At 69.6% G+C, this 26,635-nt stretch carries 23 protein-coding genes; 12 read left to right on the top strand and 11 right to left on the bottom strand.

Going from position 1 to position 26,635, the window contains the following annotated elements; genetic code table 11:
* Both ACWELJ_RS17630 and ACWELJ_RS17625 read right to left on the bottom strand, forming a co-directional pair.
* Positions 1 to 419: response regulator (locus tag ACWELJ_RS17630; RefSeq protein WP_452367185.1), on the bottom strand; the 419-nt coding region annotated here is incomplete at its 3' end.
* Positions 401 to 2,311: an ATP-binding protein gene (locus ACWELJ_RS17625; protein WP_452367184.1), complete on the bottom strand. Its 1,911-nt coding sequence runs from the start codon at positions 2,309 to 2,311 to the stop codon at positions 401 to 403. The genes ACWELJ_RS17630 and ACWELJ_RS17625, both read right to left, overlap by 19 nt.
* Positions 2,312 to 2,472: 161 nt before the next feature.
* Between ACWELJ_RS17625 and ACWELJ_RS17620 the strand changes: the two genes are divergently transcribed.
* From ACWELJ_RS17620 to ACWELJ_RS17610, 3 genes are read left to right on the top strand one after another with little or no spacing between them, the layout of a single operon-like run.
* Positions 2,473 to 3,357, top strand: a complete 885-nt coding sequence (locus ACWELJ_RS17620; protein WP_452367183.1) for an ABC transporter ATP-binding protein — start codon at positions 2,473 to 2,475, stop codon at positions 3,355 to 3,357.
* The gene (locus ACWELJ_RS17615) at positions 3,347 to 4,240 is read left to right on the top strand and encodes an ABC transporter permease (protein ID WP_452367182.1); all 894 of its coding nucleotides are present in this window, start codon (positions 3,347 to 3,349) and stop codon (positions 4,238 to 4,240) included. Before ACWELJ_RS17620 ends, ACWELJ_RS17615 begins: the two co-directional genes overlap by 11 nt.
* Before the next feature lie 3 nt (positions 4,241 to 4,243).
* Entirely contained in the window at positions 4,244 to 5,296 is a 1,053-nt protein-coding gene (locus tag ACWELJ_RS17610) for an ABC transporter substrate-binding protein (RefSeq protein ID WP_452367181.1), read from the top strand.
* A 49-nt stretch (positions 5,297 to 5,345) separates the two neighbouring features.
* Here ACWELJ_RS17610 and rarD read toward each other — a convergent pair whose 3' ends face one another.
* Positions 5,346 to 6,197 (bottom strand): EamA family transporter RarD, encoded by an 852-nt coding sequence (gene rarD, locus ACWELJ_RS17605; protein ID WP_452367190.1) that lies wholly within the window; start codon positions 6,195 to 6,197, stop codon positions 5,346 to 5,348.
* A gap of 425 nt (positions 6,198 to 6,622) precedes the next feature.
* Between rarD and ACWELJ_RS17600 the strand changes: the two genes are divergently transcribed.
* Together ACWELJ_RS17600 and ACWELJ_RS17595 are read left to right on the top strand one after the other, a co-directional pair.
* Positions 6,623 to 9,094, top strand: a complete 2,472-nt coding sequence (locus ACWELJ_RS17600; RefSeq protein WP_452367180.1) for an HAD-IC family P-type ATPase — start codon at positions 6,623 to 6,625, stop codon at positions 9,092 to 9,094.
* A 138-nt stretch (positions 9,095 to 9,232) separates the two neighbouring features.
* Positions 9,233 to 10,060, top strand: a complete 828-nt coding sequence (locus tag ACWELJ_RS17595) for a PhzF family phenazine biosynthesis protein (RefSeq protein WP_452367179.1) — start codon at positions 9,233 to 9,235, stop codon at positions 10,058 to 10,060.
* A 102-nt stretch (positions 10,061 to 10,162) separates the two neighbouring features.
* Here ACWELJ_RS17595 and ACWELJ_RS17590 read toward each other — a convergent pair whose 3' ends face one another.
* Positions 10,163 to 11,074: an ADP-ribosylglycohydrolase family protein gene (locus ACWELJ_RS17590; protein WP_452367178.1), complete on the bottom strand. Its 912-nt coding sequence runs from the start codon at positions 11,072 to 11,074 to the stop codon at positions 10,163 to 10,165.
* A 220-nt stretch (positions 11,075 to 11,294) separates the two neighbouring features.
* Between ACWELJ_RS17590 and ACWELJ_RS17585 the strand changes: the two genes are divergently transcribed.
* From ACWELJ_RS17585 to ACWELJ_RS17575, 3 genes are read left to right on the top strand one after another with little or no spacing between them, the layout of a single operon-like run.
* Entirely contained in the window at positions 11,295 to 12,086 is a 792-nt protein-coding gene (locus ACWELJ_RS17585) for an acyl-[acyl-carrier-protein] thioesterase (protein ID WP_452367177.1), read from the top strand.
* Positions 12,086 to 12,607 (top strand): pyridoxamine 5'-phosphate oxidase family protein, encoded by a 522-nt coding sequence (locus tag ACWELJ_RS17580; protein ID WP_452367176.1) that lies wholly within the window; start codon positions 12,086 to 12,088, stop codon positions 12,605 to 12,607. The genes ACWELJ_RS17585 and ACWELJ_RS17580 overlap by 1 nt, the downstream gene beginning before the upstream one ends.
* A 28-nt stretch (positions 12,608 to 12,635) precedes the next feature.
* Positions 12,636 to 12,851 carry a hypothetical protein gene (locus tag ACWELJ_RS17575; RefSeq protein ID WP_452367175.1) on the top strand — a complete coding sequence of 72 codons (216 nt, stop codon included), beginning with the start codon at positions 12,636 to 12,638 and terminating at the stop codon, positions 12,849 to 12,851.
* A gap of 594 nt (positions 12,852 to 13,445) precedes the next feature.
* Here the strand turns inward: ACWELJ_RS17575 and ACWELJ_RS17570 are convergent.
* From ACWELJ_RS17570 to lspA, 4 genes are all read right to left on the bottom strand, one after another.
* Positions 13,446 to 14,897 carry a DUF222 domain-containing protein gene (locus tag ACWELJ_RS17570; RefSeq protein ID WP_452367174.1) on the bottom strand — a complete coding sequence of 484 codons (1,452 nt, stop codon included), beginning with the start codon at positions 14,895 to 14,897 and terminating at the stop codon, positions 13,446 to 13,448.
* Positions 14,898 to 15,173: 276 nt separating this feature from the next.
* Positions 15,174 to 15,860, bottom strand: coding sequence for a hypothetical protein (locus ACWELJ_RS17565; protein WP_452367173.1), 687 nt, complete (start codon positions 15,858 to 15,860; stop codon positions 15,174 to 15,176).
* A gap of 12 nt (positions 15,861 to 15,872) precedes the next feature.
* Complete coding sequence (locus tag ACWELJ_RS17560) at positions 15,873 to 16,799, bottom strand: RluA family pseudouridine synthase (RefSeq protein ID WP_452367172.1); 927 nt, start codon at positions 16,797 to 16,799, stop codon at positions 15,873 to 15,875.
* Positions 16,796 to 17,476: a signal peptidase II gene (gene lspA / locus ACWELJ_RS17555; protein WP_452367171.1), complete on the bottom strand. Its 681-nt coding sequence runs from the start codon at positions 17,474 to 17,476 to the stop codon at positions 16,796 to 16,798. Before lspA ends, ACWELJ_RS17560 begins: the two co-directional genes overlap by 4 nt.
* A gap of 161 nt (positions 17,477 to 17,637) precedes the next feature.
* Here lspA and ACWELJ_RS17550 point away from each other — a divergent pair, with 161 nt between their 5' ends.
* The 3 genes from ACWELJ_RS17550 to ACWELJ_RS17540 all read left to right on the top strand — a co-directional run bounded on the left by ACWELJ_RS17550 (position 17,638) and on the right by ACWELJ_RS17540 (position 19,869).
* Entirely contained in the window at positions 17,638 to 18,642 is a 1,005-nt protein-coding gene (locus ACWELJ_RS17550) for a hypothetical protein (protein WP_452367170.1), read from the top strand.
* Positions 18,630 to 19,343, top strand: a complete 714-nt coding sequence (locus ACWELJ_RS17545; RefSeq protein WP_452367169.1) for a hypothetical protein — start codon at positions 18,630 to 18,632, stop codon at positions 19,341 to 19,343. Before ACWELJ_RS17550 ends, ACWELJ_RS17545 begins: the two co-directional genes overlap by 13 nt.
* 64 nt (positions 19,344 to 19,407) lie before the next feature.
* Positions 19,408 to 19,869, top strand: coding sequence for a VOC family protein (locus ACWELJ_RS17540; RefSeq protein WP_452367168.1), 462 nt, complete (start codon positions 19,408 to 19,410; stop codon positions 19,867 to 19,869).
* A 103-nt stretch (positions 19,870 to 19,972) separates the two neighbouring features.
* Here ACWELJ_RS17540 and ACWELJ_RS17535 read toward each other — a convergent pair whose 3' ends face one another.
* The 3 genes from ACWELJ_RS17535 to ACWELJ_RS17525 all read right to left on the bottom strand — a co-directional run bounded on the left by ACWELJ_RS17535 (position 19,973) and on the right by ACWELJ_RS17525 (position 25,388).
* Positions 19,973 to 23,272, bottom strand: a complete 3,300-nt coding sequence (locus ACWELJ_RS17535; protein ID WP_452367167.1) for an arabinosyltransferase domain-containing protein — start codon at positions 23,270 to 23,272, stop codon at positions 19,973 to 19,975.
* Positions 23,273 to 23,386: 114 nt separating this feature from the next.
* Positions 23,387 to 23,887, bottom strand: a complete 501-nt coding sequence (locus tag ACWELJ_RS17530) for a hypothetical protein (protein WP_452367166.1) — start codon at positions 23,885 to 23,887, stop codon at positions 23,387 to 23,389.
* A gap of 175 nt (positions 23,888 to 24,062) precedes the next feature.
* Complete coding sequence (locus ACWELJ_RS17525) at positions 24,063 to 25,388, bottom strand: DNA polymerase IV (protein ID WP_452367189.1); 1,326 nt, start codon at positions 25,386 to 25,388, stop codon at positions 24,063 to 24,065.
* Between the two features lie 230 nt (positions 25,389 to 25,618).
* Between ACWELJ_RS17525 and ACWELJ_RS17520 the strand changes: the two genes are divergently transcribed.
* On the top strand, positions 25,619 to 26,497 hold the full coding sequence (locus tag ACWELJ_RS17520; RefSeq protein WP_452367165.1) for a UTP--glucose-1-phosphate uridylyltransferase: 879 nt from the start codon (positions 25,619 to 25,621) through the stop codon (positions 26,495 to 26,497).
* Positions 26,498 to 26,635 lie beyond the last annotated feature (138 nt).

Below are 26,635 nucleotides of genomic sequence, written 5' to 3'. Positions count from 1 at the left end.
GCCGCCAGCGCCGCGTCCACGTCGGCGGCCGTGATCTCCGGAGCCGCGAGCAGCCGCCGATAGCGCGCGTAGCCCGCCAGCCGGGCGGCGAGCGCCGCGTGGTCGAACGGCTTGACCAGGTAGCCCAGGGCTCCCGCCGACAGTGCCGCCCGCACCGTCTCCGATTCCGTTGCGGCGGTGAGCATCATGGCGTCGCAGGCGAGCTCGCGGACGAGGTCCACACCGGAGCCGTCGGGCAGATAGACATCGACCAGGGCCAGATCGAACGCGCCCGCGGCGAGGGCGGTACGGGCGGCGGCGATCGAATTCACCGTCGCTCCCACCGTGAATCCCGGTAGGGCGGTGACGATTCCGGCATGCAGATTGGCGACCCGGAAGTCGTCGTCGACCACCAGTACGGTCAGCTCCGCTCGGTCCACACCGTCTCCTCCTCGGTCAGCACGCCCGGCAACCGGGCAATGAACTCCGCACCCGGCAGTCGCGCATCGGGCCCGGCCGACTCCGCCCGCACCCCACCGGAATCGGCCAGCGACACATCCCCGCCCCGCCCCCGCGCCACCTGCCGGGCCAACGCCAAACCCAGCCCGCGCCCACCCGGACCACCACCGGATTTCGTCGAAAACCCTTCGGCGAAAACCGAATCCACCAGCTCGGGCGCGACTCCCCCGCCACTGTCAGCGACCACGATGTGCAGCGTCGCCCCCTCGTGCACCAGCTCCACCTCCACCACAGGCCCGCCGCCGTGAGCGTAGGCGGCACCCTCGCCGAACCCGATCCGCCCCCGCCCCTCCACCGCCCGATCCCGCCGATCACTCCCGCCAACGGCAGCAACGCCGGTAGCTGCGCCGCTCGTAGCCGCGTCTCCGGTCGCCGCCGCGCCGACGGCCACGTCCCCAGTCGCCGCCGCGCCAATGGCCGTGTCTCGGGTTGCCGCGGCGTCGATGGCGTTGTCGAGCAGGTTGCCCAGGACGGTCGTGACGTCCACGGGGGCTGCGAGATTCGCGCCGACCCAGGTGTTGGGGCCCAGGCGGAGGTGGACGCCCTGTTCGCGGGCGTGGGCGGCCTTGGCGGCGAGGAAGGCTTGCAGGTAGGGGTCGCGGATGGTGTCGAGGCCGGAGAGGGCGGCGCCGAGGGGGCCGGTGCCGAGGAGTTCCTCGAGGTAGCGGGTGGCCTCGTCGGGTCGGCCGGTGTGGAGCAGGCCGTTGAGCAGATGGAGGCGGTTGGCGAATTCGTGGCGCTGGGCGCGCAGGGCGGTGCTCATGGTGGAGACCGCGTCGAGCTGGCGGGTCAGGGACTCGACGTCGGTGCGGTCGCGGACCGACAGGACCGCGCCGAGGGGGCGGGCGTCGCGGGTGACGGCGCGAGCGGTGACGACGACGATGCGGTCGCCGACCGCGGCCTGGACGGGCCGACCGTCGGCGGCGCGGAAGGCTTGCAGGACACGGGGAGTCAGGCCGATGGCATCGATATCGCTGCCCGGCGCGGGATCGATGCCGAGCAGGCGGCGGGCCTCGTCGTTGACAACGGTGATCCGGGATCGGGCGTCGGCGGCGACCACGCCCTCGCCGATGCCGTGCAGGACCGCGTCCTGCTCGCGCACCAGGTCGGCCAGATCGGCGGGTTCCAGTCCGAGCGTCAGCCCATGCCAGCGACGGGCCAGCAACACCGATCCAGCAATACCCGCCAGCAGCGCGCCCCCGACCAGCAGCCCGGCCCGGCGCAGATCCCGCAACAGCTGATCGTGCACGGCCGCGGTCGAAATGCCGACGCTCACCTCGCCCACGACCCGGCCGCCACCGCCACCCTGCGGAGAGCCCTGCGTATCCGGTTGCAGAACAGGCACTTTCGCTCGCACCGATTCGCCGAGGGTGCCGTGCTCCTGGATCACGACCTCGCCGCCGCCCAATGCGCGTGAGGGGTCCGTGCTGACCATCTCGCCGAGGCGGGCCCGGTCCGGGTGGGCCAGGCGGATGCCCGCGTCATCGGTGATCACCACGAACAGCGCGCCCGTGCGCAGCCGGGCGCTGTCGGCGATCCGCTCGAGTTCCCCGTCGGCCAGTTCCGCCTTCAGGCCGGGTCCGGCGGGCAGCGGGCTGTCGGCGTAGCGCGTGACGGCGGCGCGGACCTGCGGGTCGGAGGCGACGGTGCGGGCGATGGCGAGGGCGCGCTGGCCGTATTCGCCGGAGAGGCGTTCACCGCTGAGGTAGGCGAAGACGCCGAAGGCCAAGCCGACCGTCAGGCCCACCACCGCGATCTGCAAGAGCACGATCTGGGTCCGGAGCCGGACGGAGCGGGGGCCGAGCGGGAACACGGTCGCCAGTGTAGACAACCCTCCGCAAACCACTGAGCAGAATGCGCAGAACGGTCGAATCGCTGCTTGTGTGACTAGCGCGCACAACCGCGTGGAGTGTGACCCGGCCCACGTAGCTTCACCTCCAACGCCGCAGCGGCGGCACTGGAAACGGAGCGGTAATGAGCACAACGACCACGGAGCGCGGTGGCGCGGCCCCACTCGACGCGGCACCACTGATCGAACTGCGCGGCGCGACCAAGCGGTTCCCCGGCAACAACGGCGGCATCCACACCGCGGTGCGCGACCTGAACTTCACCGTCGCCGCCGGCGAGTTCGTCGCCGTCGTCGGCCCCACCGGCTGCGGCAAGTCGACCACCCTGTCGCTGGTGTCCGGCCTGGAGCCGGCGTCGGCCGGGCGAACCCTGGTGCGCGGCAAGGATGTTCGCGGCATCCCGGACGGCGTCGGGTACATGTTCCAGCAGGACGCGGTGCTGCCGTGGAAGTCGGTGCTCGAGAATGTCGCGCTCGGCCCGAGATTCCGGGGCCTGCACAAGACCGAGGCGCGGGAGCGGGCGGCCCACTGGGTGCGCACGGTCGGGCTCGGCGGATTCGAGAACTACTACCCGCATCAGCTCTCCGGCGGCATGCGCAAGCGGGTCGCGCTGGCGCAGACGCTGGTCAACGATCCCGAGATCATCCTGATGGACGAGCCGTTCAGCGCGCTCGACGTGCAGACCCGCCAGCTCATGCAGGACGAACTGCTGCGCGTGTGGTCGGGCACGGAATCGACGAGCCACGAGCGGAGCCGCGGCAAGGGCCGGGCCGCGGTCATCTTCGTGACCCACGACCTGGAGGAGGCCATCGCCCTGGCCGACCGGGTCGTCGTCATGACCGCGAGCCCCGCCACCGTGTGCGGTGACTTCGAGGTCACGCTCGACCGGCCCCGCAATGTGGAGGAGGTCCGGCTCACCGAGGAGTTCCGCGACCTCTACAAGGAAATCTGGGAAACGCTGCGCGATCAGGTCGAGGCGGCTCGCACGAAGGGAGCGACCCGTGTCGCTTGATGTCACGGCGCTGGAGAAGACCGCTACCGCCGCACCGGAATTCGAGGTGGAGACCGAGGAGCAGATCCTCGCGCGAGTCCGTTCGCGCTCCCGCAGGGACAAGATCCGCACCTGGGGCCTGCGCGCCCTGATCGTGGCGGTGTGGCTGGGTTCGTGGCAGCTCACCGCCACCTACTGGATCGACCCGTTCTTCTACTCCAAGCCGTCGCTGATCTGGGACCGCCTGGTCGAATGGTTCACCGAGGGAACCCAGTTCGGCTCGATCTGGCTGCAGCTGTACACCACGGTGCAGGAGGCGGTGCTGGGCTTCGCCATCGGCACCGTCGCGGGCATCGTGCTGGGCGTGCTGCTGGGCCGCTCCCGCTACTGGGCCGATGTGCTGGCCCCGTTCATCAAGGCGCTCAACGCGGTCCCGCGCATCGTGCTGGCGTCGCTGTTCATCATCTGGTTCGGCCTGGGCTTGCAGTCCAAGGTGGCGACGGTGGTGGTGCTGGTGTTCTTCGCGGTGTTCTTCAACGCCTTCACCGGGGCGCGGGAGGTGGACGGCAATGTCATCAACAATGCTCGCATCCTGGGCGCGAGCCGCCGGCAGGTGCTGGGCTCTATCGTGCTGCCCAGCGCCACCACCTGGATCCTGTCGTCGCTGCACACGGCGTTCGGTTTCGCGCTGATCGGCGCGGTGGTCGGCGAGTACGCCGGCGCCAGCAAGGGTTTGGGCCTGCTGATCAGCAACGCGCAGGGCACGTTCGACGCGGCGGGCATCTACGCGGGCATGATCATCATCACCGTGGTGGCGCTGGTCGCCGAATGGCTGATCGGGCTGGCGGAGAACCGGCTGCTGAAATGGCGTCCGTCGCAGGCCGGTTCGGGACACGGGATCTGAGCCATGAAGTACCGCAAGCATATCGCTGTGATCCTGCTCGCCGTCGGCTCGCTGCTGCTGGCGACCGGCTGCCGCGACTCCCGCACCATTCCGACCGCGAACGGGCGCCCGCAGATCACCATCATGGTGGGCGGCCTGGAGAAGGTCATCTACCTGCCGGCCATGCTGACCGAGCGGCTCGGCTTCTTCCAGGCCAATGACCTCGACGTGCACCTGCTGGGTGAGCAGTCCGGCGCGAACGCCGAGACCGCGCTGCTCACCGGTGACGTGCAGGCCGTGGTCGGCTTCTACGACCACACCATCGACCTGCAGGCCAAGGACCAGTGCCTGAAGACGGTGGTGCAGTTCGCGGACGTGCCCGGCGAGGTGGAGCTGGTGTCGAAGCAGGACGCGGCCGCCATCAAGTCGCCGGCGGACTTCCGGGGCCGCAATCTGGGTGTCACGTCGCTGGGTTCGTCCACCGACTTCCTCACCCAGGCGCTGGCCGGGCAGGCCGGGCTGGGGACCTCCGATTACACCCGGGTGAAAGTCGGTGCGGGACAGACCTTCATCGCGGGCATGAACCACAACGGCATCGACGCGGGCATGACCACCGATCCCACGGTCGCCAAGATGGTCTCCTCCGGTGACGCCCAGGTGCTGGTGGACATGCGCAACGAGCCGGGCACCCGGGCGGCGCTGGGCGGACTGTATCCGGCCGCGTCGCTGTACATGCGCTGCGAGACCGTCCAGGCGCACCCGGACATCGTGCAGAAGCTGGCGAACGCGTTCGTGGAGACGCTGCGCTGGATCAAGACCCACTCCCCCGAGGAGATCGCGGCCACGATGCCCGCCCAGTACGCGGGCGGCGATCCGAAGCTCTACGTCAAGTCCATCACCGACTCGATCAGCATGTTCAACGGTGACGGCCTGATGAAACGCGAGGGCGCGGAGAACGTGCTGCGCATCCTCGGCCGGTACTCGCGCAATGTTTCGCCCGTCAAGGACCGCATCGACCTGGATGCCACCTACACCAACGAGTTCGCCGGCAAGGCCCAGGGCGCACGCCAACCCTGACCGGGCCACCCGGAACCGCACACCGCGTGAGGGGGTGTGCGGTTCCGCGCTAGGCGGTGGCCTTCGCGGCGCGGCGGGACCGCCGCAGGGCGTCGCTGGTGAAGATGGCCAGCGCCAGCCAGATCAGCGCGAAGCCCGCCCAGCGGGAGACGGGCATCGGTTCGTGGCCGACCGCGACACCCCAGGTCAGCTGGAGCGCGGGTGTCAGGTATTGCAGGATTCCCATGGTGGACAACGGGACTCGCGGGGCGGCCAGCGCGAACAGCACCAGCGGTACCAGCGTGACCGGACCGGTCAGCACGAGCAGGCCGGTGTGCGCGGCCGTGGAACCGAAGGCCGCGTTGCCGGTGAGCGCGATGACGATGACCGCGATCAACGCGAACGGCGCGGCCGCCAGCCCCTCCGCCGCGAGCCCGGGCAGCGCGTCCAGCCGGATCACCTTCTTCACCAGACCGTAGGTGGCGAACGAGCAGGCCAGGATCAACGCGATCCACGGCGGCCGCCCGTAGTCGACGGTCAGCACGATCACCGCGGTCGCGCCCAGCCCGAGCGCGACCCACTGCGGGGCGCGCAGTCTCTCGCGAAAGATGATGACGCCGAACGCCACCGTCACCAGCGGATTGATGAAGTAGCCGAGCGCGCACTCCACCACGTGATGCGAGATGACCCCGTACACATAGGTGCCCCAGTTCAGCGAGATCGCGGCCGAGGCCACCGCCGCCAGCCGCCAGGTCCGCGCGTCGATGCGCCGCAACTCCCCGAGCCGCCCGGCCAGTAGCAGCGCCAGCAGCGCGACGACGAGGGTCCACAGGATGCGCTCGGCCAGCACCTCCCCCGCGCTCGCGAAGGACAGCAACCCGAAGAACGCGGGGAACAGACCCCACAGGAAATACGCGCCGATCCCGAAGACGACGCCGGTGTCCCGCTCGCCGTCGTGCCACCCGAATCGGCCGTGCCACCTGAATCGGCCGTGCCACCCGCGCTCGGCTGTCCGCGTCGTGGCACCCGCGGCCGGGTGCGGGGCGGGGGACTTCGGATGCTGATGTCCTTCGGCCACCCAATTACGTTAGCGTGCGCAACAAGTCCTTTTCGCCGTGCTACCGCCGCGCCTCACCACGACCGCGCACGCTCTCACCGCCGCACCCGCACCCCGATGCCGCCGGATGTCACGCGCTGCCCTGTCCCCGATGGCCCGCGTCCTCGCACACCCCTTCACCATGTCCGATTTGTCGGAGTTTGCCCTTGACCTGGCACAGCGCACATTTTCGACACCGCTGAATTCAGCTACACCTGGGTTAACGGCCTGGAAGGGCTAGCCTGGTCGGCATGTCGATCACCGCGCAGGCAGCGAGTCCACCGAGCCCACCCGCGCTGGGGCTCACCTCCGCCGAGGTGGAGCAGCGACGACGAGACGGACTGACCAACGACGTCCCGGAACGGGCCAGCCGGTCCGTCAAGGACATCGTCCGGGCGAACGTCTTCACCCGGATCAACGCCATCCTCGGCGTGCTGTTCATCCTGGTGCTGGCCACCGGATCGATCATCGACGGCATGTTCGGCCTGCTGATCATCGCCAACAGCGCGGTGGGCATCATCCAGGAGGTCCGGGCCAAGAACACCCTCGACAAGCTGGCCATCGTCGGACAGGCCAAACCGATGGTGCGCCGCGACGGGCAGGCCACCGCGGTCACCCCGCAGGAGATCGTGCTCGACGACATCATCGAGCTCGGGCCCGGCGACCAGATCGTCGTCGACGGCGAGGTGATCGAGACCGAACTGCTCGAAGTCGACGAGTCGCTGCTCACCGGTGAGGCCGACCCGATCGACAAAACCCTTGGCGCGCAGATCATGTCGGGCAGCTTCGTGGTGTCCGGCAGCGGCGCCTACCGGGCCACCAAGGTCGGCAAGGACGCCTACGCCGCCAAACTCGCCGACGAGGCCAGCAAGTTCACCCTGGTCAAGTCCGAGCTGCGCAGCGGTATCGACACCATTCTGAAAGTCATTACCTACCTGCTGATTCCGGCCGGCCTGCTGTCCATCTACAACCAGCTGGTCTCCTCCAAGGAATCCTGGCGGCCCGCCGTCAACGGCATGGTCGCCGCCCTGGTGCCGATGGTGCCCGAGGGCCTGGTGCTGATGACCTCCATCGCCTTCGCCGTCGGTGTGGTCCGGCTCGGCGCGCGCAAGTGCCTGGTGCAGGAGCTGCCCGCCATCGAGGGCCTGGCCCGGGTGGACGTGGTGTGCGCCGACAAGACCGGCACGCTCACCGAGAACGGCATGCGGCTGGCCGAGATCCGGCCGGTCGACGGCACCGGACGCGCGGTGGACCCGGCCAACGACGGCCAGGCCCCCGAGGAGCTGCGCCGCGTGCTGGCCGCGCTCGCCGCCGACGACCCCCGCCCCAACGCGTCGGTCCTGGCCATCAAGGAAGCCCTGCCGGACGCCCCCGGCTGGCAGTCCACCGGGCTCGCGCCGTTCTCCTCCGCCAAGAAGTGGAGCGGCATGTCCTACGGCGAGCACGGCAACTGGCTGATGGGCGCGCCCGACGTGCTGCTGGACCCCGACACCGAGATCGCCGCCACCGCACAGGAGATCGGGGCCAAGGGGCTGCGCGTGCTGCTGCTGGCCCGCAGCGACCGCCCGGTCGACGCGCCCGACGCGCCCGGCCAGGTCACCCCGGCGGCGCTGGTGGTGCTGGAGCAGAAGGTGCGGCCCGACGCCAAGGGCACCCTCGAATACTTCGCTTCCCAGCATGTTTCGGCCAAGGTCATCTCCGGCGACAACGCGGTGTCGGTCGGCGCGGTCGCGTCCTCGCTCGGGTTGAGCGGCGGCGACGATCCGGTCGACGCGCGCACACTGCCGACCGACCAGAACGAACTCGCGGACGTGCTCGACCACAAGACCGTCTTCGGCCGGGTCCGCCCGGATCAGAAGCGCGCCATGGTCGGTGCGCTGCAATCGCGCGGGCACACCGTCGCGATGACCGGCGACGGCGTCAACGATGTGCTCGCCCTCAAGGACGCCGATATCGGCGTCGCCATGGGCTCGGGCAGCCCGGCCACCCGCTCGGTGGCGCAGATCGTGCTGCTGGACAACAAGTTCGCGACCCTGCCGTACGTGGTGGCCGAGGGCCGCCGGGTGATCGGCAATATCGAGCGGGTCTCCAACCTGTTCCTCACCAAGACCGTCTACTCGGTGGTGCTGGCGTTCCTGGTCGGCATCGCGGGCATCGGGTCGCAGATCTTCCACTACAAGGCGATCGGCTACCCGTTCCTGCCCCGGCACGTGACGATCGCGGCCTGGTTCACCATCGGCATCCCGGCCTTCATCCTGTCGCTCGCGCCCAACAACGAGCGCGCCCGCACCGGATTCGTCGGCCGCGTCATGCGTTTGGCGATCCCGTCCGGCGTGGTGATCGGCGTGATGACGTTCATCTCCTACCTGATCGCCTACCGGGGCCCCGACGCCGGGGACACCGCGAAGGTGCAGGCGGGCACGACGGCGCTGATCACGCTGCTGATCATCGCGGTGTGGGTGCTGGCCATCGTGGCCCGGCCGTGGAACTGGTGGAAGATCCTGCTGGTCGCGGGTTCCGTTGCGGGATACCTGATCCTGTTCGCGGTGCCGTTCACCCGGCACTTCTTCAAACTGGATCCGTCCAATGTCACGCTGACCACCTACGCGGTCGTGTGCGGCGCGATCGGCGTGGTGCTGGTCGAGGTGGCGTGGTGGCTCAGCGCCCGGTATCTCGGCGACTCGCCGCACAACGCACCGGTGGTGCTGGACGAAAACGACTGAATCGCACGATCTTCCGGAGCGGCGGCGCACCTCGGGGTGTGCCGCCGCTCCGCCGTTTCCAAACTGGTCGCATGGTTTGGCTCGCCGGGTGGTCGGCCGTCCTGGGCAGCGGTCGAAATCGCAGGTACCTTGTGCCCCATGGAGGTCTTGCTGCATCAGCTCGACGCATTCGCCGACGCGCCGTTCTCCGGCAACCCCGCGGCGGTCATGCCGCTGCTGTCGTGGCTGCACGACGAACTGCTGCAGCGGCTAGCCGAGGAGAACAACCTCGCCGAGACCGCCTTCTACACCTCCGCGCTGCCGGCGGAAGCGGGTGTGCCGCCGGACAACTCGCCCGCCTTCCACCTGCGCTGGTTCACCCCCACCGTGGAGGTCGACCTGTGCGGGCACGCCACCATGGCCACCGCCGCCCAGATCCTCGACGACATGCACCCCGGCGCGGACCGGGTGCACTTCTACACCCGCAGCGGCTGGCTGCGCGTCGACCGCGACCGCGACGACCTGGTGCTGGACCTGCCGTCGGTGGCGTCGGTGGAAATCGATGCGCAGGAGGAACTTCCGCACCGGCTCGCCGAGGCGCTCGGTGTACGGCCGCTCCGCGCCTTCGAGGGCACCGACGTGGTGCTGGTCGTCACCGCCGAACACGAAGTCCGCGAATCCCGCCCGAACTTCGCCGCCTTCCCCGACCTGAACCGTGCCGCGATTCTCACCGCCGAGGGCACCGAGGTCGATTTCGTCTCCCGCGTCTTCGCCCCCGGCCAGGGCATTCCCGAAGACCCGGTCACCGGTTCCGCGCACGCCCAGCTCACCCCGCTGTGGAGCCGTGAACTAGGCCGCACCAGCCTCACCGCCCGCCAGCTCTCCCGCCGCGGCGGCTCCATGCGCTGCAACCTCACCGGCGACCGCGTCCGCCTGACCGGCCGCTGCCGCCGCTACCTCGACGGCGTGGTCCGCATCCCCGACTGAGACCCCGTCGCGGTCGGCCATGCCACGTGCGACCGGGCGATTCAACACACAGTCCGCGTTGCCTGGCGCGGCCGCCGGGCAGGTCACCGCCGGCCGGGCAGGTCAGCGCTCGATGATCTGCCGGGTGAGCGCGTCCAACTCGTCGGCCCGGTAGCCGGGGTAGCCGTGCATGATCTCCCGCCACTCCGCGGGCACGGCCGACGCGCCCCAGCGGGCGCCGAGCAGCCCGCCCGCGATGGCCGCCGTGGTGTCGGTGTCGCCGCCCGCGCGGACCGCCAGTTCCAGTGCGGCCGGAAGGGTTTCGGCGTGGCTGATCGCCCACCACGCGGTCTGCAGGGCGTGCACCACCCAGCCGTTCTTGGCGAAGTCGGCTGGGGCGCCGGTTTCGGCCTTGTCCAGCAACGGTTCCCAGAAACCGGTGTCCACCTGCGACAGCGCCTCCCGCAAGCCGTCGTAGGTGCCGTACAGGACGGCGTGGCGGATGGCGAGGGTCCAGAGTTTGCACGCCTGCATGGCCTGCATGTCGTAGTGGGTCAGGGAGCTCACCAGTTTGGCTGCCTTGCCGCACTTCTCGGCGTCGTCGAGATAGGCGAGGGCGACCGGCGCGGTCCGCATGAGCGACCCGTTGCCCGCCTTGAGCCCCGGCAGATCGTGCGCCCGCAGCTGCATGGCACGCCCGGTCCGATCGCGGTGCTCGAGCACCTGCCGCGTCTGATTTCCGATATCGGCGGGCTTGGAGTCCCACCACGCCACGAATTCGGCGGCCACCGCGTCCAGCCCCTCCGGACCGCACAGGTCCCCCGCCACCGCCGCCGCGCGCGCCACCGCGACCGCCATGGCCGTGTCGTCGGTCCACTCCCCCGGCGCCCACCGGAAGGCGCCGCCGCCCTTCATCCGGATCTCCATGTCGGGGCCGGGATGGGTGAACTCGTAGCCCGCCCCCAGCGCGTCGCCCGCCGCGGTCCCCAACAGCACGCCCCGGGCCCGATCAGCCTGCTCCGGCGTCAATTCCATCCGCATTCGCCTCTTCCGCTCCGATGCCGTCGGCATCGATCCGCCACGCGTATCCGATCTACCACGACGTTACTCACCCCGAGACCACGCCGACCCGGGCGTCCGCGGTCTTCACCGGTTCTGGACTACCCTCGGAAACACTCCGGTGCAGTGTCGCCGCCGCAGTTTGTTCCGTGCACTCCCTCCCGCCACTCGGATGCCAGATCCGGAGGTTCTGCCGATGAAGAAACAGCTCGCCGACCGTCCCGGCCCAGCCGCCGACCCGCTGTCCGCGCCGCTGGCACCCGTCCCCGGCGCCGGGCACATCTTCGATGTCGATCGACGCCTGAGCACCGTCGACATGGACGAGAACCAGAATCTGCGCATCGACGGCATCGCACGCCAACTCCAGGACGCCGGAGTCGACCATATGATGCACACCGGCGCCCTCGCGTCGCACCCGCACTGGATCGTGCGGCGCACCGTCATCGACGTGCTGCGCCCGATCACCTGGCCCACCCGGCTGCGTGTACGCCGCTGGTGCTCCGGTATCTCCCCGCGCTGGTGCACCATGCGCGTCCGCCTCGACTCCGACAGCGGCGGCCTCATCGAGACCGAGGGCTTCTGGATCCACATGAACAAACAGACCATGAGCCCCTCCCGCGTCGCCGACGAATTCTTCGACCTCATGGCCACCACCACCGACGACCACCGCCTGCGCTGGCGCCAATGGCTCGACACCCCCGCCCCCGCGGCCGACGGCACCCGATATCCCCTGCGCCGCACCGATACCGACCACTTCCGGCACATCACCAACACGGCCTACTGGCACGTGGTCCACGAATTCGCCGCCGACACACCCGAACTCACGCGCGGCCCGCACCGCTACATCCTCGAATACAACAAGCCCATCCGCTTCGGCGAACACCTCGACATCCACGCCGCCCACACCCCCGACGCGCTCACGCTCTGGTTCACCGTGGACCACGAGACACGAGCCATCGCCCAACTCCGCCCCCTGGAGGACGCCTGATGCTGCCCACCCCCGTCTCCGCCGAGGACCTCAATATCTACGGCCAGGCCGACCTCCCCTGGGACCGGGTCCTCAAAGCCCTGGACATGGCGATCGGCCTCCCCGAAACGGCCGAATTCCTCAGCACGGTAAGCCCTTCCGGCAGGCCCAGCTCCGCCGGAATCGGCTGCGTCGAATCCGACGGCCATATCTACTTCACCAGCGGCCCCGCCACCAAGAAGTCCCGAAACCTGGCCTCGAACCCGAATTGCACGCTCTCCCTCCGCCTCCCCGGAGTAGACCTCGTCCTCACCGGGGAGGCTCACCGTGTGACCGACGCGGACGAACTGGACCGCGTCACTGCCGTCTACCGCGCGGGCGGCTGGCCCGCGGAACGATCGGGCGACGATGTCACCGCGCCCTACAGCGCTCAGAGCGCGGGCCCCGCGCCTTGGCATTTGTACCGCTTCACCATCCACACGGCGGTCGGGGTGGCGCTGACCGACCCGCACGGGGCAACCCGCTGGCAGTTCACGCACTGAAGGGCGCGGTTGTCACACTCGCGCTCAGATGCACCAGATGACGCTACCGAGGTCGAAGCACAAGGCAGCTGATCCGAATGATCCGTCGATCGGGGTCGCGGAGGACGCCGGCGGCGCCGCAGGGGTGGAATCGGCGGTGGCCGCGGGCGCGGCCAGAACGAGCAATGGCGCCGCGAAGACTGTCGCCGCTACGGTTTTGATGATCGTTCTAGACATTTTGCTTCCTTACCACGAGCTTTTGTGACGTCCGTGTCTACTTGGCTGCAGTGCCGAGTTACCGGACTGGACCGCGATTGCGTCGCACACCGAATCGGCTATGCGACACCGATTCGCTCCTTGGTTAAGTCGTAATCTCTGTGAAGCACATGCGGGTCCCGATCTGGAACACGCATTGGGGCCGGCCGAGAGCTACCGCATCGACCTGACCGAACAGGACGTCATGTGGAACGACGTCGGGTAACAGCTTACTACTGGCTACCAATCGATTCGGGCGGAGCGAGCACATTTAGTTGATGAAGATTCTGTATAAGCGACGACTCGCAAAGATCAAGAGACACAAAGATCAAGAGATAAAGACGCCTGGAGAAGGAAGAGAGGTGGCCGAGCTTGCGAGGCCCCTCAGCTACCAGCCGCCTCACGGCTCGGCCGCGCATCGTCCCGGAGCAAAAGACCGGGAGGGTTGGGTCCTTGTCTCGAGAAGGCGATGCGTGCAGTCCGTGGGCTGGGATCGGCGGGAAACGGATCCCGGCCCGGCGTCAGCCCAAGTGCGGCAGGGCAGGCGAGGCGACCACACTCCTCGTTGTTTTGCGCACGCCAGCAGCCGACGAGCAGCCGGGTGTCACGCGGCCCGTGAGCGCCACGTTCGGCAGCTGGAATCGATCGCAGCGGCGATCGCCTGCCCCACATGATGACGATCATTCACGTGCGGGGTACCAGTGGGATCAACACTCTTCGGCGCAATCCACCCCGTCCGGCCCGCATGGGGCGAATCTTTACCCATCACAACGGTTTTCCAGCCGTCGGGCCCATCGTTGATGAGTGCGTGGCAGTGATCGCACGCCAGTGTGAGGTTGTTGATGTCGGTGGGACCACCCTTGGCCCAATCGGTGACGTGGTGCGCGGCGCACATGTTCGCGGGTTGTTCGCACCCGGGTCGGGTGCACCCTTTGTCTCTGGCGAGGAGGGCGAGGCGTTGGGCGCGGTTGGCGGTGCGGCGGGAACGCTGCAGGTAGAGCGGCATTCCGTCGCCGTCGAGGACCGCGATCACCGGCTTGGTGCCCTCGGCCATCTTCAACGCTTCGTTGATGGAGATCTGGGTGCCCGACGCGGTGGTGGCGACGCCGGTGCCGTTCTCGAGGTCGGTCAGGCTCATCGTGAGCACCACCTCGACGGGCAGGCCGCGGTGCATGCCCAGGGTCCGCATGTTCACACCCGGCTGTACCAGGGCGAGCAGCGCGTCGTGGGTGCGCTGCCCGGCATCACGACGGTCACGCCGCGCAGCGGCGTCGAGGATGCTGTCGGCGATGAACCCACCGGTGGCAGAGGGGCTTTCGGGGTCCTCGAGGTTGCACATGCCGGGGCGGGTGAGCTTGGCGAACACCGCGTCCAGGCATGCCCGCAGCTCGGGGGTGATCCACCCTTCGATGCGCGACATGCCGTCCACGCCCGGACGGCACACCGTGATCCCGCGACGGCGACGACGGTCGGCATCGGAGACTACTTTCCCGTCGGGGTCGAGGCGGGCCAGGATGTCGCGCCCGATCTTCAACAGGTCATCGGGCCACCCGTTGCGCGAGTAGTCGACCAGGATCTGTTCCGCCTCGGCCCGCGCTTCGGCGGGCACATCGACGGGCAGGTGGTTCATGACGTCCATGATGTGACGCACGTGATCGCGTGAGATCTCCCCAGCCGCAAACGCTTCGGCGGTCACCGGCAGCACCGGCGGGGCGACATGCCCGGTCTGTTGCACGAATTCGCCGCAGTGGTGGGTGATTTTCACCCGCACCGACGCGTCATACCGTGAGAGCCCGAGGGTGTGGCGCAGGAACGGCACCATCTTCCCCGCACCGGAACGCGAATGCAGCGACCGTTCTCCCGCTTCGATGATCAAACGGGTATCCAGGGCAGCCAATTGACGCTTGCGCGTTTCCAGCTGCCGCATCAACGACACAACATCCTCGTCGGAGAAGTCGGTCATCTTCCCGCCCTGGATGGATTCGGTCAGGGTCGAGACCGCGGCCGCCAGTTCAGCGATACCGCAGCCCTCGAGTGTCACCCCATTCGAATCCATGCCTCTATTCTACCGTGATAAAAACGGCGTTCATAGCTGAATCACCTTGTTACACAAGGCGTTTCAGAACATTCCACGTTTCATAGCCACCCGACTCCCACGGCCCTGTCACCACCCTCCGCAACAATCGGCCACACGCCGATCTCACCGCCATCCGATCCACTGAACTCCAGGCTGTACCTGGATTGGGTACGACAGCTCGACCCGCCATGACCGAGACCGCAGCCGCGCCCGTCCCGCTCCTGACCCGACCACCGGGTCCAGCCACAGCACCGGTCAGTTGTCGGGGACCGGACCGTCGTCAGGGCCGGGGCCGGCGGATTCCCGTTGCTCCGGCAGGAGCGGGGCGACGGCGAAGACGGCGGCCGAGGCGTCCGCGGGCAGGGCCTCGACGGCGCGGACGCCCGGGTGGGAGGCCAGGGTTCGGAGCTGGTCGAGGGAACCGTGGAGGACGAGGCCGACGACACAGGGGCAGTTCGCTCGGAGGCGGGTGGCGACGAGGTGGTTCACCCGGGTGGAGCGGTCATCGAAGGCAGGGGTTGATTCCACCTGGGCGGCTGCGGATTTCACCGAGGCCACGGCCGCGTCGACCCCGGCCGGGACGCCGATGGAGATGATGGGGGTGGCTACGCGGCCGACCGCGACGTGATAGTCGACCTCCGAGATGCGCAGGCCGCCACTGAATTCGGGGATCCGGTCGGCGGTGATGCCGTCGGCGAAGGAGAGCAGGGCCCAGTGGTCGGCGGAGTCATTGCCCTCCAGTGACCTGCGCGCCCGATCCAGGTACGCGGCCACCGCTTCGCCGCTCTCGGGACCCAGGCGGTCGGTGGCGATGATCCCCGCACGGGGCGGGATGGCCCAGCCCAAGGTGAGGATCAGGACCACGAGAAGTACGGCCGCCGTGGCGATTCCGGCCGCGCGCAGGGGCGAGCCGGGGACGCCGCGCGGCGGCCGTGCTTCCACTCCGGGCTCCGATCAGTGCGCGCGCAGGACGTCGAGGGCGTGTTCGAGGTCCGCGGGGTATTCGCTGGTGATCTCGACCCAGCGGCCGTCGGCGGGGTGGTTGAAACCCAGCTGACGGGCGTGCAGCCACTGACGTTCCAGGCCCAGGCGTTCGGCCAGCCGGGGGTCCGCACCGTAGGTGAGGTCACCGCAGCAGGGGTGGCGCACGGCCGAGAAGTGCACGCGAATCTGGTGGGTGCGACCGGTTTCCAGGTGGATGTCGAGCAGGCTCGCGGCCTGGAAGGCCTCGACGGTGTCGTAGTGGGTGACCGACGGGCGGCCGTCGGCGGTGACCGCGAACTTCCAGTCGTTGCCGCGGGCCCGGCCGATGGGGGCGTCGATGGTGCCGCTCGACGGATCCGGATGGCCCTGCACCAGAGCGTGATAGCGCTTCTCCACGGTGCGGTACTTGAAGGCGCGCTTGAGCTGGGTGTAGGCGTGCTCGGACTGGGCGACCACCATCACCCCGGAGGTGCCGACGTCGAGGCGGTGCACGATGCCCTGACGCTCGTGGGCGCCCGAGGTGGAGATGCGGTAGCCCATGGCGGCCAGACCGCCGACCACGGTGGGGCCGGTCCAGCCGACACCGGTGTGCGCGGCCACGCCGACCGGTTTGTCGACGGCCACGATGTCGTCGTCGGCGTAGAGGATCTTCATGCCCTCCACGGGGGTCGCCTCGACGGTGAGTTCGCGCTTGGGCTCGGGGAATTCGACCTCCAGCCAGGCGCCGGCGGTGAGCCGGTCCGACTTGCCGGCCGCGACGCCGTCGAGCTGCACCGAGCCGTCCTCGGTCATGGCCGCCACGGCGGTGCGGGACAGGCCCAGCAGCCGGGAGAGCCCGGCGTCGACACGCATGCCGTCCAGGCCGTCGGGCACGGGCATGCTGCGGGTCTCCCTCATGCCGCCTTCCCCTCCGCGGTCGTCGCGGGCGCACGGTGCATGCGGGTGCCGTCGGGTTCGAAACCGAACACCGTCAACGCCACCAGCAGGATCGCGCCGCACACGATCGCCGAATCGGCCACATTGAACACCGGCCACCAGCCGACCGCCACGAAATCCACCACGTGACCCTGCAGCGGGCCGGGCGCGCGGAACAGGCGATCGATGAGATTGCCGAGCGCGCCGCCCAGCACCAGGCCCAGGCCGATCGCCCACGGCAGCGAACGCAGGGTGCGGCCGATCCGGATCACGCCGATCACGACGGCGGCCGCGATCAACGTCAGCGCCCAGGTCATGCCGGTGGCCATGGAGAACGCCGCGCCCGGGTTGCGGACCAGGGTCAGCCGCGCCCAATCGCCGATGAGGTCGATCGGCTTGCCGGGGGTCATGGTGGCGACCACGATGGTCTTGGTCAGCAGATCCAGACCGAGCACCACCGCGGCGAGCAGCAGCAGATTGCGCAGCCGCAGCGGCTGCGACGGGGCCTCGGCGGTCGCGCTCTCCGGACCGGCGGCAGCACTGTCCGACTCGGCGGGTTCGCTGACGGGGGAAGTCTCGGCATCGATCGCGGGGCTGGTTTCCCCTGGCGACTTGTCTGGTTCCTCAGCGCCCGTTTCGCGCGGCCGGTCGGTACTCACCCTGACATCATTCCTTATCCACGCCCGGGGACTCCGAACGGTCCGGGCCCGGCGGCTCCGACCCGCCGCGCGGACCGACCCGAGCCCCGCCGCGGCGAACCGAAACGGCCGCCGCACAGGATCCCAGCTGTTTTTCAGGAACCCGTCGTAACCTGTTCGACGTGACGGTGTTGTCTTCCTCCCCCAGCTCGGCGAACGCCACCGCACCCTGTTCCGGCCACCCGCGACCGCCCCGCCGCGGGAGCGCCCGCGGCCACCGTTCGGGGGTCCTGCTGCTGGTCCTCGCGGTCACCCTGACCGCCTTCGGTGTCGGCTGCAGCGACCGGTCGGAGGCCACCGCCGAGGGCGACGGCACCGAACCGGTGGGCGTCAACAAAGAGGTCACCATGCCCATCGAGGCCGTGACCACCACCGTCGTCAACCCTGGCGCCGAACCCCGCTCCCCGCTGCGCCGCACCCTGGAGCCGGGCACCAGCCAGCAGGTGACCCTGAGCACCGAGCACCACATCGAGCAGCAGATCAATCAGCAGGCGCAGCGCGACATCTCCCCGCCCGCGATCACCATCCCGTTGACCGCGCAGGCCGGGGCCGACGGGGTCGAACTGACCGTCGGCAATGTCACCTCCCCCGACCCGGCCCTGGCCCAGGCGCTGACCCACGCCGACGGATCCCACGTCGGTTTCGACGTGAGCGAGCTGGGCGCGATCACCGCACTCAAGCTGGCCCCCAAGCCGGCCACCTCGGACGCCGCGCGCGCCGCCCTGGAGCAGTCGTTCTATCAGGCCGTGTACCAGTCCATCGCCTTCCCGACCGAGGCCGTCGGCGTGGGCGCGGTATGGACCGTGCGGCAACAGGTTTCCGGGAGCGTCCCGCTCGAGCAGGTGACCACCTGCACCCTCACCGCCCGCGACGGCAATGAGCTCACCATCGAGCTGAACGTGGTGCAGAGCCCGAAATCCGCGGTCTGGCATCTGCCCAACGAGGCGGGCCAGCTCGAGATCGTCGACTACCTCATGCACGGCACCGGCACCATCGCGGTGGATCTGGGCCTGCCGCTGCCGGTTTCGGGCCAGGTGGAAGTGGGCGGCAACCAGACCTACCGCGACCCGCGCAGCGCGGTGACCCTGCGCCAGACGCTGCGCACGGAGGTGCAGTGGGGAGCCTGACACGGCTGGCGTTGCTGGCGGGCGCGCTCGCGCTGACCGCCACCGCCTGCGGGAACAGCAAGGACTCCGGGGCCCCGTTGCCCAGCCTGGGCCCGGCCGTGCAGCCGACGCAGTCGCCCGGCGGCGCACCGGTTCTCGACCAGTACACGCTGCGCGCGGACCTGCTCGACCTGACGGCCATGCCCGCGGGGTTCACCGCGCTGGACGACCCGCCGCCCGGCGCCGCGGGTGGCGCGGGCGCGAAAACCGATCCGCCGGCGTGCGCGAAGGTGCTGGAGGCCGTCGCGGTGCAGGCGCCGGGCGCGGCGGCCCAGGCCGCGGCCCAGTTCGCCGGAATGAATTTCGCCAGCGTCGACATCGACGCGGCGTCGTACGCGAACGACGGCGCGGCGCAGGCCTTTTCCGCCGTCCAGTCGCTGCTGACCGGGTGCACGAAGTACTCGGGCACCGACGCCGACAACGCCAAGGTCGAATTCCGGCTGGGCGGTCTGACTCAGCCGCAGGCCGGGGACGGATCGACCGCGTTCCAGGTCCGGACCACCAGCGACGGGCTCACCCTCTACACCGACGTGAGCATCACGCTGGTGGGCTCGACAGTCGTGCAGATCGCCCACTCCGACGCCAAGGAACCCGATCCACAGCAGCTCAGCGCCATGACGGCGGCCCAGGTGCGGAAACTGCGGGGGGCCGCGGGACCCTAGGTGTCGCCGGTCCCCGGGCATAGGCTGGGACGCGTCCGACAACAACCTCGACGGGAGGTTTCCGATGTCCGATGTCAAACCCATTCCCGACGGTTATCCCACCGTGTGTCCCTCGCTCGCCTGCAGTGGCGCCGCCCGGGCGATCGACTTCTACAAGCAGGTGTTCGGCGCCGACGAACGTTTCCGCATGCCCGGCCCGGACGGCACCATCGTGCACTGTGAAATGCAGTTCGGCACTTCGGTGATCATGCTCGGCGACCCGGCCCCGGCCATGGGGTTCCTGGATCCCCGCACGGTCGGCGGCACGCCGGTCAACCTCTATGTCTACGTCGACGACGTGGATGCCGCCCACGCCACCGCCCTGTCCGCGGGCGCGCAGGAGCTTCAGGCCCCGGCGAACCAGTTCTACGGTGACCGCACCTCCGGCATCGAGGATCCGTGGGGTCACCGCTGGACCCTCGCCCTGCACGTCGAGGACGTGGATCCGGACGAGATGGCCAAGCGCATGGCGGCCATGCAGGGCTGAGTCCTCGCGAACCCACCAGCGCTGAGCGCCCACCGCAAACGACACCGCACCCGCTTCGAAGCGAAGCGGGTGCGGTGTCGTCGTCACAGCGTGACGGCCGGCGCTACTGCCAGCCGGTCACATTGATCGGCCCGGGATTCCACAATCCCGTGTGGCTCTCGACGGTCACCGACGGCTTGGCGGTCTGCGCCGAGCTGTCGATCCGCTCGAACCGCTGCAGCTCGCCCCAGTCCCGGCGCGGATCATTGTCCAGGAAGGTGGCGATGGTGACCGGGCGCAGCAGCATCGAGCTCCAGCCCAGCGCACCGCCGCCGTCATGGCTCTGCCACAGCGTGGTCATGGCCGCGCCGCCGCGGTCGGGCAGGATGCGGTACTGGGGCACCTCGGCGATGCCGTCGAGGTGATCGAAGGGCCGCTGGCACGGGAACTGCAGGCCCACTTCCCAATCCAGCAGCACCGGCTCGGTGCTGCCGACGTACTCCTGCAGGGTCACCGTGTGCGGGATGCGCGGCGGGGTGAGCGCCACCCACTGCTTGGGGTCGCTGTCGCGATCGGTGGCGACCACGCGAATCGCGGTGGCGTCGGCCGGAATCTCGCTCAGCGGCGTCCGCAGGTTGCGCCAGGTCGGGGCCGGACCGATATCGATCGGCGTCACCCGGCCCTGGGCGACGGGCACACCGTCGGCGCCGGGCACACCGTATTCGACCTCGACCGACTGGCCGGGGGTCACGATGCCGTCCTGATCGACCGAGCGGATACGGCCCGCGGCGGCGATGGCGATGATGCCGGAACGGTCCTCGGCCGCGGGCAGCGTGTACCAGCCGGTGGTCAGGGTGGAGATCGCCTCGGAGCTGTTGTAGCTGCCCAGCACCGGCGTGCTCGCGTCCAGGCCGAAAGGCAGTGGCGCGGTGGTGGTTCCGTCGGCCGTGCCGCTGCTGCGACCGCTGACCGCACTGGCGACGCTGCCGCCGGTGTCGAGGTCGTCGTCGGGGCGCAGATCGGTGGCGACCCCCTTGGGCGAGAAGCCGACGGCCTCGGCGCCGAAGGCGCTGTGCGCGTCGCCGGTCAGCGGCGTCAGCATGCCCGCGTTGGGGTGCTCCTCCACCCGCACGTCGCGAGCCAGCCCGCACGGCTTGCCCAGCACCGCATCGATATTCGAGCGGGCCAGCGAGTACGCCGGGTACTGCACGACCGCGCCCTTGGCGAGCATGGCCACCTCGAACACCACCATGAACGCGGCCGCCACGGTGAGCGGCGGGATGGCGACGAACCGCCAGCCCAGCTTCGAGATCCGGTGCGGGCCGGGCTGTTCGGGCGCGCGCACGTGGAACCATCCGGCCAGCGCGAGCAGCGCCAGCGCGATGCCCAGGAAGATCTTGGAGACCAGGAACCCGGCCAGCACCACCGGCTTGTCGTTCCAGGAGATCGACCAGTTCGACACGTACCACCAGCCGTTGATGCTGGCGAACGCCGCCGCCAGCGCGAACGCCACCACCGCGGCGAACAGCGCCCGGTTGCGCGGCGAGCGCATCACCTTGGGGCCGACCGCGACCGCGGTGAGCACCGCGACGACACCGGCCAGTCCGGCGTAGATGCCGTTGTGGTGAGTCCACTTGGTGGGGGTCAGCATCATCAGCAGGATGACGCCGACGCCGGTGCCGAGGACCCGGCGCGCCGGGCCGGAGGCGGTGAACGGGATCCGGCCGCCCTTGCGCAGCAGCACCGCCGCGCACACCGCGAGGCCGATCCAGAACACGAACATGCCGAACCGCCGCGCCAGCGAACCGTCGATGGTGGGCATGAAAAGGTACTGGTAGCGGATGTATTCGCCATCCCAGTGCACATCCGGGCCGACCGCGGTGTGCACCCGGCTCATCTCGAACATCGAGGCCAGCGGCTGATCGCAGAACATGACCGCCAGCACCACGGCGCCGGCCGCGGCCACCGGAGCGGCCAGCGACAGGTACGCGCCGAAGCGGGCCTTCAGAACGGTGAGCGCGCTCGCGCCGGGCGGGGTCGGCTTACCCAGTTCCGTCGCGCGCCGGTTGAGGATCCGCCAGATCGGCCGGATGCCCGCCAGCAGCGGAGCGAAACAGATGATGCCGGACGGGCCGACGGTACAGGTGAACGCGCCGATGCTGACGGCGATGCCGTAGGGCAGCAACCGTCCGGTCGCGATGGCCCGCTCCACCGACACCCAGGTCAGCAGCACACCGAGAGCCACCAGCGGCTCCGGCCGCAGGCCGTTGTTGTAGGCCAGCCACACGGCCAGGAAGCCCAGCGCCCCGGTCCACACCGCGATCCGGTCGCGGCGCACCCGCGCGCCCAGGCGCGGGATCACCTCGCGGCTGAGCACCAGCCAGATCAGCACGCCCGCCACCAGCGCGGGCAGGCGCATCCACACGCTCGCCGGACTGACCTGCGCCATATGGCCGATCAGGTCGTAATACGGTGTGCCGACCGGGGTTTCGGGGACGCCGAAGTAGCCGAAGTAGTTGGCCATGTACCCGGCGTGCAGGGACGCGCGGCCCATGCCGAACTGGTAGCCGTCGTCGGAGGTGGTGGCGCCGATGAAGTGCCACAGCACCAGCGTGCCCAGCACCACGGCGTCGACCGGCTGGAAGGTCCACCAGTGCGCGGGCAGGAAGCGGCGGCTGCGGCGGCCGTCGAGGCGGTCCAGCCGGAACAGGGCGCCCAGCGCGACGAGGGCGCCGAGGATGGCCGTCCAGATGGCGATCCGCTTGAGCGGGCCCGGGGCGGAGGTGAAGCGGCTGTCCACCGCCGCGGTGACCTTCGCGCCGTCGGAGACGGTCAGATCGCTGAAGATCCCGACCAGCTGCGGCCGGTAGTCACCGTCGAGGGTGACCGGCTCGACCGAGGAACCGGTCAGAGTCGCGGTGGAGGAGGTGAAGTCCGAGTGCACGGTGAGCGCGCAGCCCGCGCCGAGCTGGTCCACGGGCACGCTGAACAGCGTCTTGTGGTGCAGGATCGCTTCCAGCTTGCCGGGCGTGGTGACGCCGTCGGCGGTGGTCGCCGCGGTGACGCGGGCCACGAAACCGTACTTCTCGAGGTCCGGCGCGCCATTGGGTCCGGTGGCGGCCAGGGTGCCGCCCTTCGCGCCCAGCTGGGCCACGGCGGCGCAGGGAATGCTCGCGTCGAAGCTCTGCGGCGCGTAGCTGATCAGCGGGGCTTCGACGCTCTGCGTCGAATTGCCTTGCGGCCAGGTCAGAGTGGTGTGGTCCACGCGCACCGGCAGGAACGGCACCGCCAGCGCCGCGAGCACCGCGATCAGGCCGGCGATGAGGGCGACAGGTCGCGCCCAGCCCCCTCGAGTCCGTCTCTCGGGTTCGGCACCAGCACTCCCGGCGGCATCCGGCCCCGCCTTCTCCAACACGTCCGTCACGACCGCAGATCCTAAGCGGTCCTCATCATCGACCGCCAAGAAGAGGACGAACCCGGCATTCCATGAGGGGATGCCGGGTCCATCACCAGGGCCTGCCGGGCCGGTCGCCGACGACTAGCCGCAGGCCGGGGAGGTCTGGTTGACCAGCGAGAGGGCGTTGCAGACCCAGTCCTTCTGGACCTTCCACTTGCCGTCCTCGGCCACGAACGGCACGACGGCCTGCTGCGGCGCGCCACCGTTGACGGCGAACTGGGCGTCGGCGGTAATGGTGCCGTTGCCGAGGTCGGTCACGTTGGTGACGGTGATGGTGGCGTTGTTCTGACGGTAGGCCTCGGCGAGCCGGCCGGGCAAGGCCGGGTCGGCCTGGGCGCCCTGCATCATGTCCAGCTTCTGCGCGTCCGGAATGTTCGGATCCAGCGCCTTCTGCAGCTCGGCATTCAGGTCCGTCACGGACGGAGCCGCCGGGTAGTTGTTCTGCGCGCCGGTGACCTTGGAGGTGGTGGCCTTGGTGGGCTTGGTCTCCTTCTTGTCACCGCTGCCACACGCCGACAGCCCGAGTACGGTCACGACAGCCAGCGTGGCGACCGCGATGCGTCCAGTCTTCTGAAGCTTCAACTGCTCGTCCTTTGCGTTCGAGTAGGTCCGTTCGACAAGTGACAGCTACACCCGCGGCGGCGCTGCCCGACTGGCGACACTACCAACGCCCGGTCGGGGAAACCGCCTCCGAGGGCGGTGGCGCGGCATTTTCAGGCCGAATCCTCATAATTCGCGCATTCGGGTCTTAACGCCGTCAGCGCAGGCTGCCCAAGGGATCTGCCCTGGTGAGAGCCGGTTCCGTGGCGGCGAAGGTGCGCGTGGGACCCGGTCCGGTGGAACGGGTCTCGAAGCGGACCGTCACCACCCCGTGCCCCGCGCCCTGCACCCAGCCGTGGCCGAATTCCGGGTGCTCGACATCCAGTCCCGGATACCAGGTTCCGATCGCGAACGAGCGAGTTGCGGGCGGTACCAGCGGATCCGGGCCGCCGGACGCGGCCAGTGTGGGCTCCTCGGCGACCGCGGCGTCGGCGTCCACCGTTTGATCCAGTTCCGGGAACAGCGATTCCTGCCGGATCTCCGACAGCCCGGCGAAACCCACGCCCACCAAGCGAATCGGACCGATCTCGGCCGGATCCAGGGCCGAGCGCCGCGCGGCCGCGGTGAGGGTGACCAGGTCCTCGGTGGCGTAGGGCAGCGTGGAGGATCGGGTCACGATGCTCATATCGGTCTTCTTCAATTTGAGCACCACCGTGCGCGCGGCGCGCCCGTCCGCGCTCAGCCGCCGGTGCGCCGAGGCCGCCATGGCGTCGATGGCCGGGCGCAGCTGGGCGAGGGTGAGAATGTCGGTCTCATAGGTGGTTTCGGCGCTGATCTGCTTGGCCTCGGCGCGCTCGGCCACCGGGCGGTCGTCGATGCCGCGGGCCAGCCGGTGCAGCGCCACCCCGATACTGCCGCCCAGGATCGAGGCCGCCTCCGATTCCGGCAGCGCCGCCAGCGCGCCCACCGTCTCGATTCCCAAGGAACGCAAACGACTCTCGGCCACCGGCCCGATCCCCCACAGTTTGCGCACCGGCAGCGCGGACAGGAAGCCGTCCTGCTCGACCGCCGGAATCACCCGCACCCCATCGGGTTTGGCCAGGCCGGAGGCGATCTTGGCGAGCTGCTTGCCGCTGCCCGCGCCGACCGAGGCCACCAGGCCGGTGCGCTCGCGCACCGCCGTCCGCAGCTCCTCGCAGAAGGCAAGCACCCGCTCCGGCGTCGCCCCCGCCAGTTCCGCCGGTTCCCCGAACGCCTCGTCGAACGACAGCGTCTCCAGCACCGGGATCCGCGACCGCAGCGCCTCGAACACCTGCCCGCTGAGTTCGCCGTACACCGCCCCGCGCGGCGGTATCACCACCGCCGACGCGCCGACCAGCCGCCGCGCCTGATGCATGGGCATGGCCGAGCGCGCGCCGAACACCCGCGCCTCGTAACTGGCCCCGGCCACCACGCCGCGCCCGCCCATGCCGCCCACCAGCACCGGCCGCCCGCGCAGGGTGGGGCGGGTGAGCTGTTCGACCGAGGCGAAGAAGGCGTCCATATCGATGTGCAGCACCCAGCGCCGCTGGCCCCGGCCTCCGGCGGGGCTGAGGGGTTGCCGTGAATCCGCCACCGCCCCCGCCGGACCGCCAGCCATTGCCGCTGTCCCAGTACAACCGGCCTCACCAGGCACGATGCCCGGGTTCGCGGGGCCGGCGGAGGTGGTCACAGAGGGAAATCTACAAGCGGCTACCGACAGGTACGAGCAGGAACCTGTGTGAGAATTCGTCCATGACGATTCGCAAGGCCGTGATTCCCGCTGCGGGCATCGGCTCGCGCCTGCTGCCGTTGACCAAGGCGATCCCGAAGGAAATGCTCCCGGTGGGCGACAAGCCGGTCATCGAGCACACCGTCCGCGAACTCGTGGCCTCCGGTATCACCGACATCACCATCGTGGTCAGCGGTGGAAAGTCGTTGATCCAGGACCACTTCCGCCCCAATCCGGCGCTGGTCGCACAGCTGCGCGCCGACGGCAAGACCGCCTACGCCGACGCGGTGGAGGAGGTCGGCGAGCTGAGCCGGGCGGGCCACATCACCTACCTGGACCAGCACGGCCCCTACGGCAACGGCACGCCGGTGCTGAACGCGGCCCGCTTCCTGGGCGACGAGCCCATGCTGGTGCTGTGGCCCGACGACGTCTTCGTCGCCGAGGTGCCGCGCGCCCAGCAGCTCATCGACGCCTACGCCAAGACCGGCGCGCCGGTGCTGGCGCTGATGCCGATGGACCCGGCCGAATCCTCGCGCTACGGCGTGCCGGTGGTCGAGGAGACCCAGGGCAACGGGCTGATGCGGATCAGCGGCCTCAAGGAGAAGCCCAAGCCCGCCGACGCCCCGTCGGAGTTCGCCGCCATCGGCGGCTACGTGGTCACCCCCGGCATCATCGCCGAGCTGCGCCGTCAGGTCGACCACTGGTACACCCACCGCACCGGCGAGGTGTACCTGACCGACGCCATCAATATCTTCGCCGCCGAGAACCCGGTGTACGGCCAGGTGATCCGCGGTCGCTGGTACGACACCGGCAACCCGGCCGACTACCTGACCGCGCAGTTCGCCTCCGCGCTCGCGCACCCGGACTACGGCCCGCTGCTGCGCGGCCTGGTCGCCGAATAGGAGCGCGAACCGCGACACGCGCTGAACCACAGCCGATCCGCATGGCCCGGCGCACAAGTGCCGTGTGCCACAAGCACGCCGACCCCGATATTGTCGAAACCTGAAACATCGGGGCACGAGTCGGCGATCATGCGCATG

This window comes from Nocardia sp. NPDC004582 (assembly GCF_053602115.1).
Note: the sequence above shows the minus strand (reverse complement) of the source record. Positions and strands in the feature narration are given on the sequence as shown.

Bases quoted from the DNA above. Each gene is read 5' to 3' on its own strand.
- ACWELJ_RS17620 (WP_452367183.1), top strand. From the start codon at position 2,473: ATGAGCACAACGACCACGGAGCGCGGTGGCGCGGCCCCACTCGACGCG.
- ACWELJ_RS17610 (WP_452367181.1), top strand. From the start codon at position 4,244: ATGAAGTACCGCAAGCATATCGCTGTGATCCTGCTCGCCGTCGGCTCG.
- ACWELJ_RS17600 (WP_452367180.1), top strand. From the start codon at position 6,623: ATGTCGATCACCGCGCAGGCAGCGAGTCCACCGAGCCCACCCGCGCTG.
- ACWELJ_RS17595 (WP_452367179.1), top strand. From the start codon at position 9,233: ATGGAGGTCTTGCTGCATCAGCTCGACGCATTCGCCGACGCGCCGTTC.
- ACWELJ_RS17590 (WP_452367178.1), bottom strand. From the start codon at position 11,074: ATGGAATTGACGCCGGAGCAGGCTGATCGGGCCCGGGGCGTGCTGTTG.
- ACWELJ_RS17585 (WP_452367177.1), top strand. From the start codon at position 11,295: ATGAAGAAACAGCTCGCCGACCGTCCCGGCCCAGCCGCCGACCCGCTG.
- ACWELJ_RS17580 (WP_452367176.1), top strand. From the start codon at position 12,086: ATGCTGCCCACCCCCGTCTCCGCCGAGGACCTCAATATCTACGGCCAG.
- ACWELJ_RS17575 (WP_452367175.1), top strand. From the start codon at position 12,636: ATGCACCAGATGACGCTACCGAGGTCGAAGCACAAGGCAGCTGATCCG.
- ACWELJ_RS17570 (WP_452367174.1), bottom strand. From the start codon at position 14,897: ATGGATTCGAATGGGGTGACACTCGAGGGCTGCGGTATCGCTGAACTG.
- ACWELJ_RS17560 (WP_452367172.1), bottom strand. From the start codon at position 16,799: ATGAGGGAGACCCGCAGCATGCCCGTGCCCGACGGCCTGGACGGCATG.
- ACWELJ_RS17540 (WP_452367168.1), top strand. From the start codon at position 19,408: ATGTCCGATGTCAAACCCATTCCCGACGGTTATCCCACCGTGTGTCCC.
- ACWELJ_RS17525 (WP_452367189.1), bottom strand. From the start codon at position 25,388: ATGGACGCCTTCTTCGCCTCGGTCGAACAGCTCACCCGCCCCACCCTG.
- ACWELJ_RS17520 (WP_452367165.1), top strand. From the start codon at position 25,619: ATGACGATTCGCAAGGCCGTGATTCCCGCTGCGGGCATCGGCTCGCGC.